Raw genomic sequence first — 19,568 nt, 5'->3', positions numbered from 1 at the left:
GGACAGGCGATGCAATTCGACGACGAGCGGCTGAAGTTGACGCAACTGCTTCATGCCCTGGTGATCGATTACTGGCATGACGTCGATACCAACTGGGGACGCAACGCTCCAGATTACTATACCGAGGATGCGAAATTCATCGGCTCTGCAGCGGCATATGAGGGCCGCGAAAAGATCCGCGCCTTCTACAAGTGGCGCGAAGATCGCGGCGACCGTACCGTCGTGCACTCGGTGATCAACTTCCAGGCTTTCTTCGACGGCGGTCCCGACAAGGCGATTTGTCACTGGTTCATGATGCTTTATGCCGCCGACGGCAAGCCGGTGCTCCCGACGCATCCGCCGATCCAGATCGCCTACATGACAGACCGCCTGATCAAGACCGCCAGCGGCTGGAAAGTCACCTATCGCAAATTCGATCCGCTGTTCGAAGGCGGCACGCCGCCGACCAATCCGGTGCTCGACAACAAGTAGTCCTGGGGCAGCTAGATATTCACGTCGTATTCGCGGCGGGCAGTCGCGTCGAGATGCGGCCGGTCGCTGATAAAAGCCAGAGCGTGCTCGATATTGAGCCGGGTCTCGATCAGCGGCTTCAACACCGCTTTCTTCACGTCCTTCTGCGGTACCGATGACGTGAAAAAGCTCACTGACATCACCGCCGCGACGTTGCCTTTTTCCATCAAGGGCACGCCGAAGGTCGTCATGCGCGCGGGCTCGGTGCGCGGATCTCGCATGGCATAACCGGCACTGCGCGCGCGCTTGAGATGCTGGCGGAAGGCGGCTTCTTCATTGGCGCCGAATTCGTCCGGCATTTCCTTGCGCATGCGTGCGATGTGCCGTTCGCGTTCGTCGTCGCCGCAGAATGCCATATAGGCGCGGCCCATCGCGAAGCGGAACAGGTCGGGTCGCTTGCCCAGCACCGTGTTGGTGTGAACCACGGGGCTGATGGTGCCGGTCCAGTACACGATCTCGATGGCATCGCCGTCGATGACGCCGAGCCCGATCGGCCACTTGATCTGTCGCGTGAGCCCGATCGACAGCGGCCGCGCGATTTCGATGACGCGCGGAATGCCGCCATAGCCCGCCGACAGTTCAAGCACGTTCTGCGTGACGCGGTAGCCGCCGCACATGTTGTCGCGGACGACATAGCCTTCGTGCATCAGGGTCTCGAGGATGCGCACGATGGTCGGCCGCGGGATCGCCGTGGCGGCGTGGATGGAGTTGACCGTGACAATGGATTTTTGGTTCGCCACCTTGAGCACGTGCAAGGCCCGGCATACGGCGTTGACCGGCGGATAGGAGCGATCGAGAGGGTTGGTGTGGCCGCGCCGGGAATTGGTCCGGCAGTGGATGGTCGACGGCACAAGGTCTGGGACGGACCCGCTGACCGGCTCGACCTCGGCGAGGCTGCGGACGATCTTGTTCACTGGAACTCCCTTCACCCGGCGGTGCCGCAAAATCCAAGGTGGATCAGGGCTTTTGCCGCTTTTGACAGAATTATACCAAGACACTCCAACGAGGATAAGGCCGCGCGCGGCCAAAGCCCGGCCTGGTCGGTACAAGCATCGGTCATTTCATTACCCGAAATTCGACGGGATTGCGCTGCCCCGGCATCTTCTCCTGCCGCATATTCGGGCACAGGCTCGGCGCAGCCCCTGCGCGGGGGCATCCATGCATGGCCAAGGGAAGAAGACGACGATGAGCGGATTGTCGAGGCGACTGGCGACCAAGTCGGTGTTTTCCGACCAGGAACCTCAGGAGATCAGCAAGGACGGCCTGGCCCGGACGTGGATCACGCGCGGCGGCAATTTCGCCGTCTGCGTCTCGGAGGTGAAATCGGGCGCCGTGCTGGCGCGTGACAACAACCCCGAAGAGTACATGGTGATCCTGCCCCCGGGCGGCGCCTCGATCGCCATCGAAGCGGGCGGCCAGACCGTCGACGCCGAACCGGAGTCGCTGACCATCGTGCCGCCGGGCCAGAGCCGGGTGGTGGCGCGCAGCGCCGGCAAGGTGGCACGGATTTTCTCGAAGGCGTCGACCGACATCATGGCCCTGGCGGTCAACGCGTCCGTCTATGCCGATGGCGCGCCGGAACTGGCGGCGCCCGATCTGTGGCCGGCGCCGGTCGGCGGCTTCAAGCTGCGCCACTATCCGCTGGCGCAATATCTCGATCCGAAAGGCGACCGCATTCAGCCGCGCTGCTTCCGTTCGACCAACATGATGGTCAATCTGTTCGGCCAGTTCTTCACCCGGCGGCCGACGAACTCCCTCAGTCCGCACTGGCACGATGACTTCGAGCAGGGCTCGCTCTGCTTCGAAGGCACATGGGTACACCATATGCGCTACAACTGGGGTGCCGACATGAGCAGCTGGGTGCCTGACGATCATGCCGAGATGGGAACGCCGTCGGTCGTGATCATTCCGGCCTACGCCATCCACACCAGCCGCTGCATTGGCACCGACGGGCCATCGAGCTCGCTCTACGATATCTTCTGCCCGCCGCGCATGGACTTTGCGTCGAAGAAGGGCTTCGTGATCAACGAGGACGAGTATCCGCTTCCCGTCGTCGAGGGTGAACACAAGGTCAAGACCGGGGGTACGCTTTTGAGCTGGCAGAAGCCGGGCTGACACAATCAACGCCGGCGCCTTTGCGCCATTACATCGTTTCGCAAGACAAGAGGTTTCATGCAGGAAGTCGTTATTGTTACCGGTGCGAGCAGCGGCATCGGCGCCGCCACGGCGCGCATGCTGGGCGCCGCCGGGGCACATGTCGTCGTCAACTACAACAGCTCGAAGGAGCTGGCCGACGGCGTCGTGGCCGATGTCGTGAAGCTCGGCGGCAAGGCGATCGCGGTGAAGGCCAATATGGGATCCGAAGCCGATATCGTCCGCATGTTCGAGGAATGTGACAAGGCGTTCGGTCCTCTGACGGGTCTCGTCAACAATGCCGGCGTCAACGGGACCAACCATCGCTCGGCGGATACCTACGATTTCCAGGAAGCGATGGATATCTATGCGGTCAACGCGATCGGTGTGCTGATCTGCTGCCGCGAGGGTATCAAGCGCATGTCGACCAAGTTCGGCGGCAAGGGCGGCAGCATCGTCAACATCTCGTCGATCGGCGCGCTGACCGGCTCGCCGGGCCGCTTCATCCACTATGCCGGCTCGAAAGCCGCCGTGGACACGATGACCAAGGGCCTGGCGGTCGAAGTGGCGCGCGACGGCGTGCGTGTCAATTCGATCCGCCCCGGCATGGTCGACACGCCCATTCACGCCAAGGCAGGGCAAGCGGACCGGGTCAAGGAATTCGCCGCCAAGAACCCGTTGGGCCGCGCCGGGCGACCGGAAGAGGTGGCGGAAGCCATCATCTGGTTGCTGTCGAACAAGGCCTCGCTCGTGACGGGCGCGGTTCTCGACGTCATGGGCGCGCAGCGCTAGGAACACCGCGACCGTCCACGAGGCTGGACCGGGGCAAATCCTCAAAGAGCGGCCAATCGATTGGCCGCTCTTTGCTTTTGGCGACGTCGTCGCGCCCGACCCTGTTTCATTGTCCGAAACTAAGCGTTTGGCCGGTGGGCCGCGGTCCAGATTTCTCTAGCATCGCGCCCAGCCGCCGAAACTGCTCCGGGATGAAGAGGCGCTCGGCCTTCTGTCCGTCCCGGAACGCCAGATTCGGCTCGTCACAACGCGGGCGACAACAAGCGCGCGGCCATGCAATGACACGATCAAAGGGAGAGACGACGATGAAGCGAACCTCGGAGATCCTGACGACCGCCCGGCCGTTACGAGGCCTTGCGATCGCAGCCGCCCTCGCTGCCACGACGTTCGCGGCTGGCACCGCTTTGGCGCAGCAGTATCCGGCGAAGAACATCACCGCGATCGTACCCTTTGCCGCCGGCGGCGGCGCCGATACCCAGACGCGTATCTGGGGCGGTGCCATAGGCCCGATCATCAATCGCCGCATCATCATCGAGAACAACGGCGCCGCGGCTGGCATCCCGGCCACCAAGCAGGGCATCGCCGCCGATCCGGACGGCTACACCGTGCTGATGGGCGTCGCCTCGACGATTACCATCAACCCGTTCACCAACAAGGCGGCCGACTACAAGCCGCTGACCGATCTCAAGGCAGTCGCGATCATCGGCTACACGCCTTACGTTCTGGTGGTGGCCAACAATCTCAACATCAAGTCCTTCTCCGAACTGATGAAGTACGGCAAGGAAAATCCCGGCAAGCTGACCTATGCAAGCTGGACCAGCGTCGGGGATCTGGCGCGCAGGGGACTCGAATTGCGATCCGGCCTTGCGATGACGCTCGTGCCCTACAAGGGCTCGGTGGACGCCATCAACGACGTCGTCGCCGGGCGCGCCTCGGCCACCATTGCCGACAGCGGCTCGATCATGCCGTTTATCAAGGCGGGCAGCGTCACGCCGATCGCGATCACCACGCCGCAGAAGTCGTCGTTCCTGCCCGACGTGCCGACGATCGACAAGCTTGACGTGAAGGACTACGTCATCGACTCCTGGGTTGCGATGTTCGTTCCCAAGGACACGCCCAATGATATTGTCGAGTATCTGAACGCCAAGTCGCGCGAGGCGCTGAAGACCAAGGCCGTGCAGGACCGTTACGCCGAAGTCGCTATCGAGCAGCTCGACTACAGCGCTGCCGAAACGCAGGCTTTCATGGAGCGCCAGACCAAGGGCTGGAAGGCGCTTATCGAGCAAGTCGCGGCGAAGTGACGTAGGCCGCGGCAAGGATTTGGGAGGCAGCGCGTCGATGACGAACCAGCCGATCGAGGGGCGGCGCCATACCGCCGTCCCGCGTTACGCACGTATCGATGTGATCGGCGGGGCGCTGATGGTTTTTATCGCCGCCCTGATCTGGTTCGGCGCAATAGCGCTGGATGCCGGCTCGCTCATGCGCATCGGCTCGGGCGCGTTGCCCAGGGCTCTCGCGGTACTGCTGTTCCTGGCGGGTTTTGTGATCCTGCTCCAGGGGCTGCTGCAGAGCGACAGCGAGGCCGTGCGCTTTTACGCGGCGGTACGTCCGGGGGCGATCGTCATTGTTGCCATTGCGATCTTCGGTCTTTTCATCCGTGGTGGGAATTTCGGTTTCATGTCCACGCCGCAACTCGGACTGATGATCGTCGGTCCGCTGACGGTGTTCATCGCTGGATGCGCGACGCCGGAAATGCATGTGAAGAGCCTGCTGGTTTTGTGCTTTGGGCTCACCGCCGCGATGCTGGTGATCTTCATGGACATGCTGGGCGTGACGATCCCGGTGTTTCCGAAATTCATCCAGGACCCGCTGACATTCTCGCTCGGCATCGATACCGTCGTGAGGATCGCTTACGCCGCTTACGCGGCAGTCGCGGCGGTGCTCTACGTTGCCTTCTTCGGGCTTCCGGAGATGCCGCGTGGCTGATCTCTTCCAGAACCTGTATGTCGGCTTCGCCGCCATCCTGTCGGTGCAGAATATCCTGCTCTGCTTCGTCGGCTGTCTTCTCGGCACGCTGATCGGCGTCTTGCCGGGCATCGGCCCGCTGGCGACGATCGCCATTCTCATGCCGCTGACCTACAACGCCGAGCCGATCGGCTCGCTCATTATGCTGGCCGGTATTTACTACGGTTCGCAGTATGGCGGCTCGACGACGGCGATCCTCGTCAACATGCCTGGCGAGACCTCGTCGCTGGTCACGACCTTCGACGGCCACGCGATGGCGCGGCAGGGCAGGGCGGGCAAGGCGCTCGGCATCGCCGCTATCGGCTCCTTCATTGCCGGCACTTTCGCCACGTTTGTTATCGCCGGCACGGCGATTCCGCTGTCGAAGCTGGCCTTGAGCTTCACCGCTGGGAACTATTTTGCGCTGATGGTGCTGGGCCTGAGCCTTGCCATCATTCTGGCCGGCGGCTCGGTGATCAAGGCGGTCTGTACGCTGATCATCGGTGTCGTCATGGCGCTGGTCGGCGCCGATCAGATCACGGCCGAGCCGCGCCTTACCTACGGCATTCAGGTTTTCTACGACGGCTTCGACATCGCCATCGTGTCGATGGGGCTGTTCGGCATTGCCGAGATCCTGCGCAATCTCGAAGCACCCGAGCAGAAGCCGTTCGTCGGGGAGGTGATCGGCGGCCTGTTGCCCGACCGCAAGGACATCAAGGATTCCGCCGGCGCCATCGCGCGTGGTTCGGTGCTCGGGTCGATCATCGGTATCATTCCGGGCAATGGCGCGACCTTGTCGTCGTTTGTATCCTATGCCCTGGAGAAAGCGCTCTCCCGGCATCCCGAAAGGTTCGGCAAGGGCGCGATTGAAGGCGTGGCCGGCCCGGAGTCGGCCAACAACGCCGCGGCGCAGACGACCTTCATTCCATTGCTGACGCTGGGCCTGCCGTCGACGGCGGTGATGGCGCTGGTCGGCGGCGCGATGACCTTGCATGGCGTGGTGCCTGGCCCGCAGGTCATCACCAAGCATCCCGATCTGTTCTGGGGTGTGGTCTCATCAATGTGGGTCGGCAACCTGATGCTCGTCATCATCAACCTGCCGCTCATCGGCATGTGGGTGAAATTCCTCAAGGTGCCGTACCACCTGTTGTTTCCGATGATCGTGCTGTTCTGCTGCATCGGCATTTACTCGGTGAACTCGCGACCGTCGGACGTGCTGGAAGTGGCTGCCTTCGGAGCGCTCGGCTACTTGTTCTACAGGCTGAAATTCGAACTGGCACCCTTGCTGCTCGGCCTCGTGCTTGGCGCCATGCTGGAAGACAATCTCCGGCGCGGCCTCATCCTCAGCAACGGCAATGTCTGGACCTTCCTCAGCGAACCGCTGACGCTGGCGCTGCTCACCGCGGCGCTGCTGGCGCTCGGCCTGGCGCTGGTGCCGTCGATTAGCAAGGGCCGGGAAAAACTCGTCGACGAAGATTAAGCCCCGCCGGCTCATCAGGAGAATTCATTTGTCGCTGTTTGGAACTCTGCGCACCCCGCGCCATCTCGTTTTCGGCGCGGGTCAACGGCAAGCGCTTTCCGGTTATGCCAAGGCTCTCGGCAGCCGCCCGCTGGTCGTGACAGACGAGCGGCTCGGCGCCGACCCGGAATTTTTGCGTCTGATATCATCGCTCATGCAGGCCGGACTTCAGGTTCGCGTCTTCGACGGTACGATTGCCGAATTGCCGATGGAGTGCATTGCGGCCGCCGTCGATGCCGGCAAGGCCCACGGCGCCGATCTTGTCATCGGCATCGGCGGCGGCAGTTGTCTTGATGCGGCGAAGGTCGCGGCCGTGCTGCTCACGCATGGCGGCAAGGCGGCCGACTACTATGGCGAGTTCAAGGTGCCCGGCCCGGTGCTGCCGCTGATCTCGGTACCGACGACATCCGGCACCGGCTCGGAGGTGACACCCGTCGCGGTCATCACCGACCCCGACAGGGCGGTGAAGGTCGGAATCGCCTCACCGCACATTATCAGCCACACCGCGATCTGCGATCCCGAACTCACTTATTCATGCCCGCCGGGGCTCACCGCCGTCTCCGGCGCCGATGCGTTGACCCACGCCATTGAAGCATTCACCGCGATCCGCCGCGAGCCGACCGGCAGCATCGTTCATGAGCACGTCTTCCTCGGCAAGAATGTGCTGAGCGACAATTATGCGCTCCTGGCGATCTCGCATATCGCCGCGAGCCTCAAGCGCGCTTACGACGATGGCGACGATACGCAAGCGCGCGAGCGGCTGATGCTGGGAGCGACGATGGCCGGCCTGGCCTTCGGTACCGCCGGCACGGCCGCGGCTCATGCGGTGCAATACCCCGTGGGCGCCATGACTCACACGCCGCACGGCGCGGGCGTCGCGGTGATGATGCCTTACGTCATGGAATTCAATCGCGGTCATTGTGAGCCGGAGCTGGCCGAGATCGGCAAAGCCATGGGTCTCGATCGCGCCGAACGCACCATGTCTGAGCAAGCCGGTGCCACCATCGACGCAGTTGAGAAGCTCTTTGCCTCTATCGGCATCCCGAAGACGATTGCCGATCTCGGCGTTGTGCAATCGCAGCTCGGACTGGTTGCCGAGCAGGCGATGGGCAGTGCGCGGCTCATCAAGAACAACCCGCGTCTGATTGAACTCAGCACCATGGCGAATCTGGTCGAGGCGGCCTTTGCCGGCGACCGGGCGCGCCTGCGCACGGCTGCGAGCTGACAAAAGCTATTTGGCGATGAACGCCGTGCAGATAGCCGCGTGCGCCAGCCTGCAGCACGGCGGCCTGCGCCGCTTCCGGCACCAGATATGAAATGTCGAGCCGCACTTTAAGCCCATCGAGAAAGCCGGTGGGCCGTGGGTCGCTATTCCCTGCGTCCGTTAGTATCAGTTGCTCCCCTCCCGAAAAATGCGCCAAATGGAGCCTCGGCGGCCGTGCCGCCTCCGGTATCGAGGTCCGATCTTGCTGCGCAATTTCTCAGGCGATGACGTTCATGCCGCGCTGGATTACCCGTCGCTGATCGACGCGCTGCGTGAAGCGTTCCGGCAGGGCGGCGAGCCGATGCCGGTGCGGCAGGCCTACGACGTCGGCTTTGCCGGCGCGCCGGCGCATCTGCTCACCATGCCGGCCTGGCAGCGCGGCCAGACGCTCGGCGTCAAGCTGGTCACGGTGTTTCCGCAGAATGCAGCGCGCGGCCTCGGCGCCGTGTCGTCGCTTTACGTGTTGTTCGACGGCGAGACCGGCGTGCCGCGCGCCATGATCGACGGCGAGGCGCTGACCAACCGCCGCACCGCCGCGGCCTCGGCTTTGGCGTCCTCTTATCTGTCGCGCCCCGACAGTTCGACGCTGCTGATGGTCGGCACCGGGCACCTCGCGCATCATTTGCCGCCGGCCCATGCGGCGGTGCGGCCGATCGACAAGGTGCTGGTGTGGGGCCGCAACGGCGAGCGTGCCGCGGCGCTGGCGGCGACGCTCCAGGGCAAAGGGCTTGCGGCGACGGCGGTCGGCGATCTCGACGTCGCGATCGCGCAGGCGGATATCGTGAGCTGCGCGACGACGTCGACGCAGGCGCTGGTGCGGGGCCGCCTTCTGCGTCCCGGCACGCATGTCGATCTCGTCGGCGCTTTCACGCCGCAAATGCGCGAATGCGACGACAACACCATGTTGCGTGCGGCTGTTTACGTCGATACGCGCGCGGGCGCGCTCAAGGAGGCCGGCGACATCCTGCAGCCGATGGCGGCGGGGCTGTTGAGCGCCGACGCCATTCGCGGCGATTTGCACGATCTCGCCAGCGGCGCGGTGCCCGGCCGCCGCGACGAGGCGGAGATTACGGTGTTCAAGTCGGTCGGCGCGGCCATCGAGGATCTGACGGCGGCTTCGCTTCTGGTGCGGGCATGAAGAACGATCCGCGCAGCCACGGCCTGTGGGAGTGCACCGCACCGCCGGCGCCGCTCACCGGGCCGCTCGCCGGCGCGGTGAAGGCCGACGTGGCGATCATCGGCGCCGGCTTCACCGGCCTGTCGGCGGCGCTGCATCTTTGCGAAGGCGGCGCCAAGGTCGTGGTGCTGGAAGCGGTGGAAGCCGGTTTCGGCGGCTCGGGCCGCAATGTCGGCCTGGTCAATGCCGGCATGTGGGTGATGCCGGATGAATTGCCGGCGGTGCTCGGCGATGTTTACGGCGCGCGGCTGCTCGATCTGCTCGGCAATGCGCCGCGCGCGGTGTTCGATCTCATCGACAAACACGGTATTGCCTGCGAGGCGGAGCGGCAGGGCACGTTGCATTGCGCGGTTGGCGAGGCCGGACTGGCCGAGATCAAGGAGCGCGCGCGGCAATGGCAGGCGCGCGGTGCGGCGGTGCGTGTGCTCGATGCGGCGGAGACGGCGCGCAAGGTCGGCACCTCGGCCTATGCCGGATCGCTGCTCGACGAGCGCGCCGGCACCATCCAGCCTTTGGCCTATGCGCGCGGGCTGGCGCAGGCCGCTGTGCGGGCGGGCGCGACGATTTATACATCGAGCCCGGTGACGGCGGCTGACGACGACGGCGCGCTGTGGCGGCTGACGACGCCGGGCGGCGTGGTGGCCGCGCCGGCGGTGATCGTCGCCACCAATGCCTATACGACGACGTTGTGGCCGCAGCTCCGCGCCGAGCTGGTGCATCTGCCGTATTTCAACATGGCGACGCCGCCGCTCTCCGGCAATTTGCGCCGCTCCATTCTGCCGGAGCGGCAGGGCGCGTGGGACACCAGGGAAGTCCTCAGCTCGTTCCGTTTCGACAAGGAAGGCCGCTTCATCTTCGGCAGCGTCGGCGCCTTGCGCGGGAGCGGCGGGCCGGTGCATCGCGGCTGGGGCCGCCGCGCCATGACGAAGCTGTTTCCGCAACTCAAGGGCGTCGGTTTCGAGACCGAATGGTATGGCTGGATCGGCATGACCGCGGACAACCTGCCGCGTTTCCATCGCCTCGGCCGCAATGTCATCTCGTTCAGCGGCTATAACGGCCGCGGCATCGCACCCGGCACGGTATTCGGCCGCTGCCTGGCCGATCTGATGCTGGGCCGGACCGGCGATGGCGATCTGCCATTGCCGGTGAGCGAGCCGCAGGCCGCCGCCTTGCGTGCGGCGAAGGAAATCTACTACGAGGTCGGCGCGCAGCTGGCGCATGTCGCGGATGCGCGTTTTTGAGTGAACAGGCCAGGCCATGACAACAATCAGCACCGACGTCCGCACCGTTCTCGACGCGCTCGGCGTGACGCCGGCACAGACGCAAGGCGGCACATTGAAAGTGGTGTCGCCCGTGGACGGCGCGGTGGTCGCGGCGGTGCCGGAGACGACGCCGGCCGAGGCGGCGACGCTGATCGGCCAGGCGCATCAGGCTTATCTCGAATGGCGGGCCGTGCCGGCGCCGCGCCGCGGCGAGTTCGTGCGTCTGCTCGGCGAGGAACTGCGCGCGGCCAAGCCCGCGCTCGGCAGGCTCGTCAGCCTCGAAGTCGGCAAGTCGCCGTCCGAAGGTTTGGGCGAAGTGCAGGAGATGATCGACATCTGCGACTTCGCCGTCGGGCTGTCGCGGCAACTCTACGGCCTCGTCATCCAGTCGGAGCGCGAGGACCATCGCCTTACCGAACAGTGGCATCCGGCCGGCGTCGTCGGCGTCATCTCGGCGTTCAATTTTCCGGTCGCGGTTTGGTCGTGGAACGCGGCGCTGGCTTTCGTCTGCGGCGACTCGGTGGTGTGGAAGCCGTCGGAGAAGGCGCCGCTCACGGCGCTGGCGGTTGCGGCCATCATGGCGCGCGCCGCGCAGAAGTTCGGCGGCGTGCCGAAAGGCTTGCTGACCATGCTGATCGGCGGCCGCGAAGTCGGCGAGGCGCTGGTCGATGACGTTCGCGTGCCGGTCGTCTCCGCCACCGGCTCGACGCGCATGGGCCGTGTCGTCGGCGAGCGCGTGGCGCGCCGCTTCGGCCGCGCCATTCTCGAACTCGGCGGCAACAATGCCTCGATCGTGACGCCGTCGGCCGATCTCGACCTCACCTTGCGTGCGGTCGCCTTCGGCGCCATGGGCACCGCCGGCCAGCGTTGCACGACGATGCGCCGGCTGATCGTGCACGAGAGCGTGTACGACAAGCTCGTGCCGAAGCTGGCCTCGGTCTACAAGTCGATCTCGATCGGCAACCCGATCACGTCGGACGCGCTGGTCGGTCCGCTGATCGACGGCCGCGCTTACGAGTCGATGCAAGGAGCGCTGGCCGAGGCGAAGAAAGCCGGCGGTATTGTGCATGGCGGCGAGCGCGTCGACATCAACGGGCCGAACTCATTCTATGTGCGGCCGGCTCTGGTCGAGATGCCGGGGCAGGTGGGTCCGGTGTGCGACGAGACCTTCGCGCCGATTCTCTATGTGCTGAAATACAAGGATCTCGACGAGGCCATCGCGCTGCATAACGGCGTGCCGCAAGGACTGTCGTCGTCCATCTTCGGCACCGATATCCGCGAAATCGAGACCTTCCTGTCGGCGCGCGGTTCCGACTGCGGCATCGCCAATGTCAACATGGGCACGTCGGGCGCGGAAATCGGCGGCGCTTTCGGCGGCGAAAAGGAAACCGGCGGCGGCCGCGAAAGCGGCACCGATGCCTGGAAGGCTTATATGCGCCGCCAGACCAGCGCCGTGAACTACGGCCGCAAGCTGCCGCTCGCCCAGGGCGTCAAATTCGATATCTGAGAGAAGCGCGCGCCTGTCGCGCGGTTACGCCCGGCGCGCGAGCGCTGCGGTCCTGGTGGCGTGCGCCTTGGTGCGGCGCGTGCGCTGGTCGATCAGGTCGGTCGCCGTGAGGATGAGGATCATGCTCAACACCGCCGCCGCCATGGTGAGCGCCAGCACGATCAGCAGCGGATAGCCGACCATGTAGACCAGCACGGCGAGGACAGCGACCAGGTTGCCGAAGAAGTAGTACTTCGCATCGACCGCGCCGTGGACGGCGTCTTTCAGGAGCCACCCGAAAACGGGCACATGAAAGAAGGTTCTGGCTATGGCAGTCATGCGGAGGTCCCGTGCGGTTCGTGCGATGAGCGGTCCTTCGCATGGGCGGCGGGCAAAATGAACCGCGCCAGTGTCGCGCCTGCCCTGCGCCCTGCGCAGCGCCGGTCACGGTGGCGAGGCTTCTGAATATACATTGAAAATCAGCGGTTTGACCGGTTCCGGCCGGGTATGGTAGGCACTGCCGAAATCCAGGCCCGCGCATCGTTCCGTACACGCGCTTCCATCGGCACCCCAGGTCCATGACACGTCATCGTCGCTGGCTGTTACTGGCCCTGACTGCGCTTGCCATCGCGGCGACCGTGCTCGCCATGCTGTGGCTGTTCTGGGGTGTCACCAGCGTCGCCGCGCTGCAGACGCGGGTGGAAAGCCTGGGTCACTGGGCGCCGGCGGGCTTCATCATGCTTTACGCCGTCAGCACGGTGGCGGGCTTGCCGGGCGGCGTGCTCGACGTTGTCGGCGGCGCGGTGTTCGGTCCGGTCTATGGCAGCCTGATCAATCTCGCCGGCGGCACTTTGGGCGCGGCCGGAGCCTTCCTTGTCGCGCGTCATGGCGCCGCAGACTGGGTGCGCCGCCGGGCCGGCCCGCGCGTGCAGAAGGTGATGACCAGCGTCGAGGCCGACGGCTGGCGCTTCGTCGCTTTCGTGCGGCTGGTGCCGGTCATTCCCTACACGATCGTCAATTACATGCTCGGGCTGACGCGCATTCCGTTCTGGCACTATGTGCTGGCAACGCTCGTGTTCATGGCGCCATCGACGATCGCCTACACCTATATCGGTTACGCCGGCACCCAGGCGCTGGCCGGCGACACCGACAACATCCGTTATGCGCTGCTGATGCTGGCGGTGATCGCGCTCGTGATTTTCGCGCCGTACTTCTACAAGCGCTGGAAGAACGGCGACGAGACGAAAGCGCCGCCGCCGGTCTGACTACCAGAACTGCTTGGTGGCGATGCGCGCGCCTTCCGCCATCGCCGCGAGCTTGGCGAACACGACCTGCGGATCGACCGCGGCCTGGCCGACCCAGGTGCCATAACCGCAATCCGAACCGGCGATGACATTCTCGCGCCCGACCAGCTTGGCGTAGCGGCCGATGCGCTGCGCAATCAGTTCGGGATGTTCGATGAAGTTCGATTTGGATTCGAGCACGCCGGGGATCAGCACCTTGCCGTCCGGCAGCTTCACCGTTTCGAACACCGCCCATTCATGGGCGTGGCGCGGATTGGCGGCCTCGAGCGAGATCGCAACGGGCTTGGCCTTGAACACGACATCGATGATGTCGGCGAGCGGCACGTCGAAGTGATGCGGGCCTTCGTAATTGCCCCAGCACAAATGCATGCGGAGCTGTTCGGCCGGGATATTGGCGACGGCGTGGTTGAGCGCCTCGACATGAAGCTGGGCGCGCTTGCGGAAGCCGGTGAGGTCGAGATCGGCATATTGAATGTGCCGGCCCATGCCGAGATCGGGGCAGTCGATCTGCAACACGAAGCCGGCTTTCGCCACCGCCTCGTACTCATACTTCATCGCGTCGGCGATGGCGTAGATATAGGTCTCGAAGTCCTTGTAGTGGTCGTTGCGGAAGAACAGCGACACCACGCCGGGCGAGGCCGCGCTCATGAAGCCGCCGACATGCGGCACGGACTTGAGCGCATCCTTCAGGTTGGCGATATCGTCGAGCGGGGCCTGGGCGTCGCGCACGCTGATCGGCGCGTTGCAGGCCGGCGTCTTGCGGCGCGAGCGGCCGGGATCGCCGAACACTTTCTTTTCCAGTGCCGGGAATTCGTGGACGTCCTGATAGACGAAGGTGTTGCCGGTGCCGCCGAAGCCGTTGAGGCGGTCCTTGACGTAAGTGGCGTAGCTCGGCTTCGACATCTCGCCGTCATTGATCAGATCGACGCCGGCGTCGGCCTGCTTCTTCACGACGTCGGCGACGGCGGCCTTGATGTGTTCACTCAGTGCCGTGGGTTCCACCGGAACCCCTTCCTCCTTCGCGTACATGATCCGGATGAGGTCGTCGGGGCGGGGCAGGCTGCCGGTGTGGGTGGTCAAGAAACGATCGCGGCTGCGCTGCATGGCTGCTCCTCGGAGGTCCGGCCCTCTGAGGGGCCTTTGGTCGGACAGTAGAGCATGGGGGAGCCCTAAACCACATCCCCGCACCATTCGTTGACAGGGGGCCTCCGGACCCCTAAAAACCCGCCAAAGCTGACCTAGTGAGATTGCAATGAAGATCCGTAACTCATTGAAATCGCTGCGTGGGCGCCACCGGAACAACAAGCTGGTCCGGCGCAAAGGCCGCGTTTTCATCATCAACAAGACCAATCCGCGCTTTAAGGCCCGCCAGGGCTAAGGCGACCGCCGCCAGGCCCTTTACCGGCCTCGGGCCGGTTTCCTTCCACAAAGCCACAGATTTGGCCGCCGATTTGCCATGAAGCGCGAAGACGCTAGTCTTTGCTCATGGACCGATTCCGCACGTCTGCCGTCCTGATCGCCGCCGCCCTGGCCGTAGGCCTCACGGCAAGCGTGCCTGCGCCTGCGCGGGCCGAGCCTGGCGGTTGGGTGGACGCGCCGGTCAATACCCCCAAGCGCAAGCCTTTCAGCGAAGACCTCGACTTCCTGTTCGGCGCCCTGAAAGTCGCGCCGGACGAAACCAGCGCCAAGGCCATCGAACAGCGCATCTGGGCGCAGTGGATGGTGTCGACCAGCGACACGGCCAATCTGCTGATGATGCGGGTGCGCGCCGCCATCGAAGCCAAGGACATGGATCTGGCGATCAAGCTTCTCGACGGCATCGTCAAGATTCGGCCCGATTATGTCGAAGGCTGGAACCGCCGCGCCACGCTCTATTACATGAAGAAGGATTATGGCCGCTCACTCGCCGATATTCGTGAGGTGCTGCGCCGCGAGCCGCGCCACTTCGGCGCGCTGGCCGGGCTCGGCCTCATCCTCCAGGACATCGGCGACGACAAGCACGCGCTCGACGCCTATCGCCGTGCGCTCGATGTCTATCCGCGCCTGCAGCGCATTCCCGACGTGGTGAAGAAGCTGCAGGAAGAGGTCGAAGGCCGCGACATCTGACGCGCGCGTCTATTTAAGGCCGATCCGGCAAATTCCAGTGATCCCAACGGCGCCGCGGGCCGTATCTGTTGTCGTGAAGGGTTTCATTCGTAAGGTCCGCATGGCCGTCTTGATCTTCGTCGCCATCGTCGTCGCGCTTATCGGCGGCACGTTGATCGGCGCCCGACTGATCGAGAGCAACAATCCGCCGTCCGGCCGTTTCGTCGATGTCGAAGGCGGCCGGCTGCATGTCGTCGAGCTCGGGCCCGCCGCGGCGCCGCCGGTCTTGCTGCTGCATGGCGCGAGCGGCAATTTGCTCGACATGAAGCTGGCGCTGGGCGATGCGCTGTCGTCGCGTTATCGCGTCATTCTCGTCGATCGCCCCGGCCATGGATGGAGCGACAGGCCGGGCGGTGCGGCCGATGCATCGCCGGCCGCACAGGCGGCGCTCATTCATCAAGCTCTGGCCAAACTCGGTGTGCGCGCACCCGTCGTGGTCGGACATTCATGGTCAGGGGCGCTGGCGACCGCTTATGCGCTCGCCTATCCCGCCGACATCAGCGGTCTGGTGCTGCTGGCACCTGTCACGCATCGCTGGCCAGGCGGCATTGGCGCCATCAACCATATCGTCGCGACGCCCGTCATCGGGCCGCTGCTGGCTTATACGCTCATCATGCCGACCGGCTATTTTCTGATCGACTCCGGCATCAGGGGCGTGTTCGCGCCGCAATCGCCGCCGCCGGATTACGATGCAAAAACCGCTGTCACCATGCTGCTGCGGCCGCGCGAGTTCATCGCCAATGCCCGCGATCTCGACGGACTCAAGGAATTTGTCACGCGGCAGATGCCGCGCTATCCGGAGATCAAGGTCCCGGTGGCGATCGTTGCCGGCGATGCCGATCCGGTCGTCTACACCGACATTCATTCGCGCGCGCTCGAACGCCAGATACCGCAGGCGACGCTCACCGTGTTGCCGGGCGTCGGCCACATGGTTCACAGCATTGCCCGCGACGACGTCGTGGCGGTGATCGATGGCGTTGTCGCCGTGCCGCGCTGATCGTTCGCTCGCGCGCGCGACGTCTAATCCTGCTCCAGCGCCCGGCGCAGGCGCCGCACAAGGACGCCGCGGGCGCGGTCGTCGGCGGCGGCCTCGATGCGATCGTTGATGTCGAGGATCAGCTTCGACATGTCGTTGTGCCAGTCGAGCGAGATGACCGCTTCCGGCGCCAGCCGCCGCCTTTGCTTGCCGGCGAGCGGCGTCGGCGCGGCGGTGGTGAGTTCGTAGATGTCATCGAGGATCGGGATATTGACCCGGGCCGCGGGGACGAAGCGTTCGGCAATGCGTTCCGACAGGCCGGCCAGCGCCGGCTCTTCGCCATGCACCAGGAACACCGCGCGTTCAATGGGCCGTCGCTCGGCGATCCAGCGCGCCAGTTCGGGGCCGTCGGCATGGCCGGAATATTCATCGAAAGAGGCAATGCGGGCCGCGACCTTGATCTCCTCGCCCTGGATGCGAACGGCCTTGGCGCCGTCGAAAAGGAAGCGTCCGAGCGTGCCTTGCGCCTGAAAGCCCGACAGCAGCACGGTGGCATTTGCGTGCCACAGCCAGCGCTTGAGATGGTGGCGAATGCGGCCGGCATCGCACATGCCGCTGCCGGCGATGATGATGTGAAAGCCGGAGAGCTTGGCGATCGCCTTGCTCTCATCCACCGTCTCGGTGAAGCGCAGATGCGGCGAGGCCAGCATGCGATTGACGTCGATGTCGGTCGTCAATTCGGAAGCGTGCTGCCGGAATACGTCGGTCGCGCGGATTGCCAAAGGTGAATCGAGAAAGATCGGCGCCGCCGGCACCAGCCCTTCTTCCATCAGGTCGATCAGTTCGACGATCAGTTCCTGTGTACGCTCGACGGCAAAGGCCGGAATGAGCAAAGGTCCGCCGGCGGCATGGGCGGCGCGCACCAATTCGGCGAGCCGCGCGCGCCGCGCCGGCGGCGTGATGGCCGGCCGGTCCGTATTGCCGTAGGTCGATTCGCAGATGACGTAGTCGAGCCCTGCCGGCGCTTCCGGATCGGGCTGCAGCAGCTTCGCATCCGGACCGACATCGCCGGAGAACAACAGCCGCAGCGGCTTGCCGTCTTTGCCTTCGCCGGCGAACTCGATTTCGATCGAGGCCGAGCCGAGCAGGTGGCCGGCGTTCCAGTAGCGTGCGCGCACGCCCGCCATCGGCGCAATCCAGGTCTCGTAGTCGACCGGCTGGAAGGCCTGTAGCGACGCCGCCGCGTCGGCGGCGGTGTAGATCGGACTGACTTCGGGGCGACCGCGCGCGGCGTTGCGCCGGTTGAGCGCAATGACTTCGGATTCCTGGATGCTGCCGGCATCGGGCAGCATGTAGGAGCACAGGTCGATGGTGCCGCGCGTCGCGAAGATATGGCCGCGAAAGCCGGTACGGACCAGCTTCGGCAGCAGGCCGCTGTGGTCGATATGGGCGTGCGTGAGAAGCACGGCGTCGATATCGACCGGATTGAAGGGGAAGGCGCCGTAGTTGAGCTCTTTGAGCGTTTTGGAGCCCTGGTACATGCCGCAATCGACCAGCAGCCGTCCGGCCTTGCTCTGCAGGAGATAACAGGAGCCGGTCACCGTCCGTGCGGCCCCGCAGAACTGCAGCGTGACACTCATGGTATTGTCTTTCGTTCAATCGTCGCTTGGTCTGCTCTCGTTAGCAGCAAGGGCCGAAGGCCGCCACGCTAGGCCGCGACCGAGGAGGCCTCGCCCGTTACGGTGTGACCGCTGAGGCGCTGGAGGGCAGCGATGTTGGCCGCGACCGACGCCATGCAGCAGCGGCATTTGCCCTTCGATTTGGCCTCGTAGAGCGCGGCGTCGGCCGACGCCAGAAGTGCTTCGATCGATGCGCCGTGCTCGGGCGCCATGGCAATGCCGATACTCAGGCCGATAGGGGCGTTGGCGCCGCCGCCAAGATCGTAGGACGACGATACCGTGGCGATCAGTTGCTCGGCGAAGGCCATGCTTTCCCGTTCGTCGCGGTTGGCGACCAGCATCACGAATTCATCGCCGCCGATGCGCGCGGCGAGATCGTCGGGGCGCAGCATGTGCCGCAAACGTTCGGCAACCAGCTTGAGCAACGTATCGCCAGCCGCATGGCCATAGGTGTCGTTGACGGCCTTGAAGCCGTCGAGATCGACGAACAGCAGCGAGAGCGGGCGGCCGGTCTCGCAGGCGGCGGCAAGCTTGGCCTCCGCGGCGTTGACCAGGCCGTGCCGGTTCGGCAGGCCCGTGAGTGCGTCGTGCCGGGCGCGATGATCGTTCTCACGTTCGGCAAGCATGCTGGTCACCAGCATGGTCTTGAGCCGGAAGGCAGCGGCCGCCATGGCGAAGAAATACATCGGTGCCTGGATGAACACGATGTAGTACAGCGGTTCGCCGGCCAGCGCCGCGCCGGCGATGCTCGGCCCAATGCTGCAGAAGATCATTGCAGCGGCAAGACGCGGCGCGCCGAAATTGCGCAAGCAGATGCCGCCAACCATAGCCGCGCCCGACAGACAGGTGGCGCTGGCGATCAGCCAGTTGCCGCTCGCCATGGTGGTCAGAACGCCGTATCCGACGCCGCAGCTCCAGGCCAGCCCCAGCAGCAGGTAGAGATCGGTGGGCGTCTTGCGCCTTGCGAGCGCCGCGCGCCGCGCGATGACCAGGACGACGAGCCGCGCCAGGCAGACGACGACTTCGAAGACAAACCAGGCGATGAACACAGGCTTCTGCGTCTGGAGCGCGACCGCGCCGGCGACCAGAATGACATTGACAGCGCCGCCGAAGAAGACCGGCAGACCGCTGAACAGGCTGGCGATGAGCGCGTCACGGATGTCGTCAGGAATCCCGGGACCGGCATCGACCAGCCAGCGGGTCAGGCGCCACTTCGGCAAGCTGTAGACCCTGGCGTCTTTCTGCATTCCTGTCCCCGTTTCAGGGCCTAAAGACACCTTGGGGCTTAACAACGGCTTTACGATTTCGTCCGGCCCC

At 64.8% G+C, this 19,568-nt stretch carries 19 protein-coding genes; 14 read left to right on the top strand and 5 right to left on the bottom strand.

What is annotated here, in order from left to right; genetic code table 11:
• Positions 1-9 precede the first annotated feature (9 nt).
• On the top strand, positions 10-471 hold the full coding sequence (locus DXH78_RS01640) for a nuclear transport factor 2 family protein (protein WP_115515430.1): 462 nt from the start codon (positions 10-12) through the stop codon (positions 469-471).
• Positions 472-482: 11 nt separating this feature from the next.
• On the opposite strand, the gene DXH78_RS01635 is transcribed toward DXH78_RS01640, so the two are convergent.
• Complete coding sequence (locus DXH78_RS01635) at positions 483-1,424, bottom strand: IclR family transcriptional regulator domain-containing protein (protein ID WP_168192675.1); 942 nt, start codon at positions 1,422-1,424, stop codon at positions 483-485.
• Between the two features lie 271 nt (positions 1,425-1,695).
• On the opposite strand from DXH78_RS01635, the gene DXH78_RS01630 reads away from it, so the two are divergent.
• The 9 genes from DXH78_RS01630 to amaB all read left to right on the top strand — a co-directional run bounded on the left by DXH78_RS01630 (position 1,696) and on the right by amaB (position 12,168).
• On the top strand, positions 1,696-2,625 hold the full coding sequence (locus DXH78_RS01630; RefSeq protein WP_147292554.1) for a hypothetical protein: 930 nt from the start codon (positions 1,696-1,698) through the stop codon (positions 2,623-2,625).
• A 57-nt stretch (positions 2,626-2,682) separates the two neighbouring features.
• Complete coding sequence (locus tag DXH78_RS01625) at positions 2,683-3,435, top strand: SDR family oxidoreductase (protein WP_115515427.1); 753 nt, start codon at positions 2,683-2,685, stop codon at positions 3,433-3,435.
• Positions 3,436-3,740: 305 nt separating this feature from the next.
• Entirely contained in the window at positions 3,741-4,736 is a 996-nt protein-coding gene (locus DXH78_RS01620) for a Bug family tripartite tricarboxylate transporter substrate binding protein (RefSeq protein WP_168192674.1), read from the top strand.
• Between the two features lie 37 nt (positions 4,737-4,773).
• Positions 4,774-5,421, top strand: coding sequence for a tripartite tricarboxylate transporter TctB family protein (locus DXH78_RS01615; protein WP_115515425.1), 648 nt, complete (start codon positions 4,774-4,776; stop codon positions 5,419-5,421).
• Positions 5,414-6,919, top strand: a complete 1,506-nt coding sequence (locus DXH78_RS01610) for a tripartite tricarboxylate transporter permease (RefSeq protein WP_115515424.1) — start codon at positions 5,414-5,416, stop codon at positions 6,917-6,919. The genes DXH78_RS01615 and DXH78_RS01610 overlap by 8 nt, the downstream gene beginning before the upstream one ends.
• Before the next feature lie 28 nt (positions 6,920-6,947).
• The gene (locus DXH78_RS01605) at positions 6,948-8,183 is read left to right on the top strand and encodes an iron-containing alcohol dehydrogenase (RefSeq protein WP_115515423.1); all 1,236 of its coding nucleotides are present in this window, start codon (positions 6,948-6,950) and stop codon (positions 8,181-8,183) included.
• Positions 8,184-8,424: 241 nt separating this feature from the next.
• Positions 8,425-9,360 (top strand): bifunctional Delta(1)-pyrroline-2-carboxylate/Delta(1)-piperideine-2-carboxylate reductase, encoded by a 936-nt coding sequence (gene lhpI / locus DXH78_RS01595; protein ID WP_245416698.1) that lies wholly within the window; start codon positions 8,425-8,427, stop codon positions 9,358-9,360.
• Entirely contained in the window at positions 9,357-10,640 is a 1,284-nt protein-coding gene (locus DXH78_RS01590) for an NAD(P)/FAD-dependent oxidoreductase (RefSeq protein ID WP_115515420.1), read from the top strand. The genes lhpI and DXH78_RS01590 overlap by 4 nt, the downstream gene beginning before the upstream one ends.
• A gap of 16 nt (positions 10,641-10,656) precedes the next feature.
• A complete protein-coding gene (amaB, locus tag DXH78_RS01585) occupies positions 10,657-12,168 on the top strand; it encodes an L-piperidine-6-carboxylate dehydrogenase (RefSeq protein ID WP_115515419.1) in 1,512 nt (503 codons plus the stop codon).
• A 24-nt stretch (positions 12,169-12,192) separates the two neighbouring features.
• Here the strand turns inward: amaB and DXH78_RS01580 are convergent, their stop codons facing one another.
• Complete coding sequence (locus DXH78_RS01580) at positions 12,193-12,486, bottom strand: hypothetical protein (RefSeq protein ID WP_115515418.1); 294 nt, start codon at positions 12,484-12,486, stop codon at positions 12,193-12,195.
• 239 nt (positions 12,487-12,725) lie between these two features.
• Here DXH78_RS01580 and DXH78_RS01575 point away from each other — a divergent pair, with 239 nt between their 5' ends.
• On the top strand, positions 12,726-13,412 hold the full coding sequence (locus DXH78_RS01575) for a TVP38/TMEM64 family protein (RefSeq protein WP_115515417.1): 687 nt from the start codon (positions 12,726-12,728) through the stop codon (positions 13,410-13,412).
• On the opposite strand, the gene DXH78_RS01570 is transcribed toward DXH78_RS01575, so the two are convergent.
• Positions 13,413-14,555, bottom strand: a complete 1,143-nt coding sequence (locus DXH78_RS01570; protein WP_115515416.1) for a cobalamin-independent methionine synthase II family protein — start codon at positions 14,553-14,555, stop codon at positions 13,413-13,415.
• A 148-nt stretch (positions 14,556-14,703) separates the two neighbouring features.
• On the opposite strand from DXH78_RS01570, the gene ykgO reads away from it, so the two are divergent.
• The 3 genes from ykgO to DXH78_RS01555 all read left to right on the top strand — a co-directional run bounded on the left by ykgO (position 14,704) and on the right by DXH78_RS01555 (position 16,593).
• A complete protein-coding gene (ykgO, locus tag DXH78_RS01565; RefSeq protein ID WP_115515415.1) occupies positions 14,704-14,829 on the top strand; it encodes a type B 50S ribosomal protein L36 in 126 nt (41 codons plus the stop codon).
• A 107-nt stretch (positions 14,830-14,936) separates the two neighbouring features.
• The gene (locus DXH78_RS01560) at positions 14,937-15,557 is read left to right on the top strand and encodes a tetratricopeptide repeat protein (RefSeq protein WP_115515414.1); all 621 of its coding nucleotides are present in this window, start codon (positions 14,937-14,939) and stop codon (positions 15,555-15,557) included.
• 100 nt (positions 15,558-15,657) lie between these two features.
• Positions 15,658-16,593 (top strand): alpha/beta fold hydrolase, encoded by a 936-nt coding sequence (locus tag DXH78_RS01555; protein WP_115517666.1) that lies wholly within the window; start codon positions 15,658-15,660, stop codon positions 16,591-16,593.
• A 23-nt stretch (positions 16,594-16,616) separates the two neighbouring features.
• Here DXH78_RS01555 and DXH78_RS01550 read toward each other — a convergent pair whose 3' ends face one another.
• Complete coding sequence (locus DXH78_RS01550; RefSeq protein WP_115515413.1) at positions 16,617-18,212, bottom strand: MBL fold metallo-hydrolase; 1,596 nt, start codon at positions 18,210-18,212, stop codon at positions 16,617-16,619.
• Positions 18,213-18,280: 68 nt separating this feature from the next.
• Positions 18,281-19,498: a GGDEF domain-containing protein gene (locus tag DXH78_RS01545; protein ID WP_115515412.1), complete on the bottom strand. Its 1,218-nt coding sequence runs from the start codon at positions 19,496-19,498 to the stop codon at positions 18,281-18,283.
• Positions 19,499-19,568: the final 70 nt, after the last annotated feature.

The organism is Undibacter mobilis (assembly GCF_003367195.1).
Lineage (GTDB): Bacteria > Pseudomonadota > Alphaproteobacteria > Rhizobiales > Xanthobacteraceae > Pseudolabrys > Pseudolabrys mobilis.
Note: the sequence above shows the minus strand (reverse complement) of the source record. Positions and strands in the feature narration are given on the sequence as shown.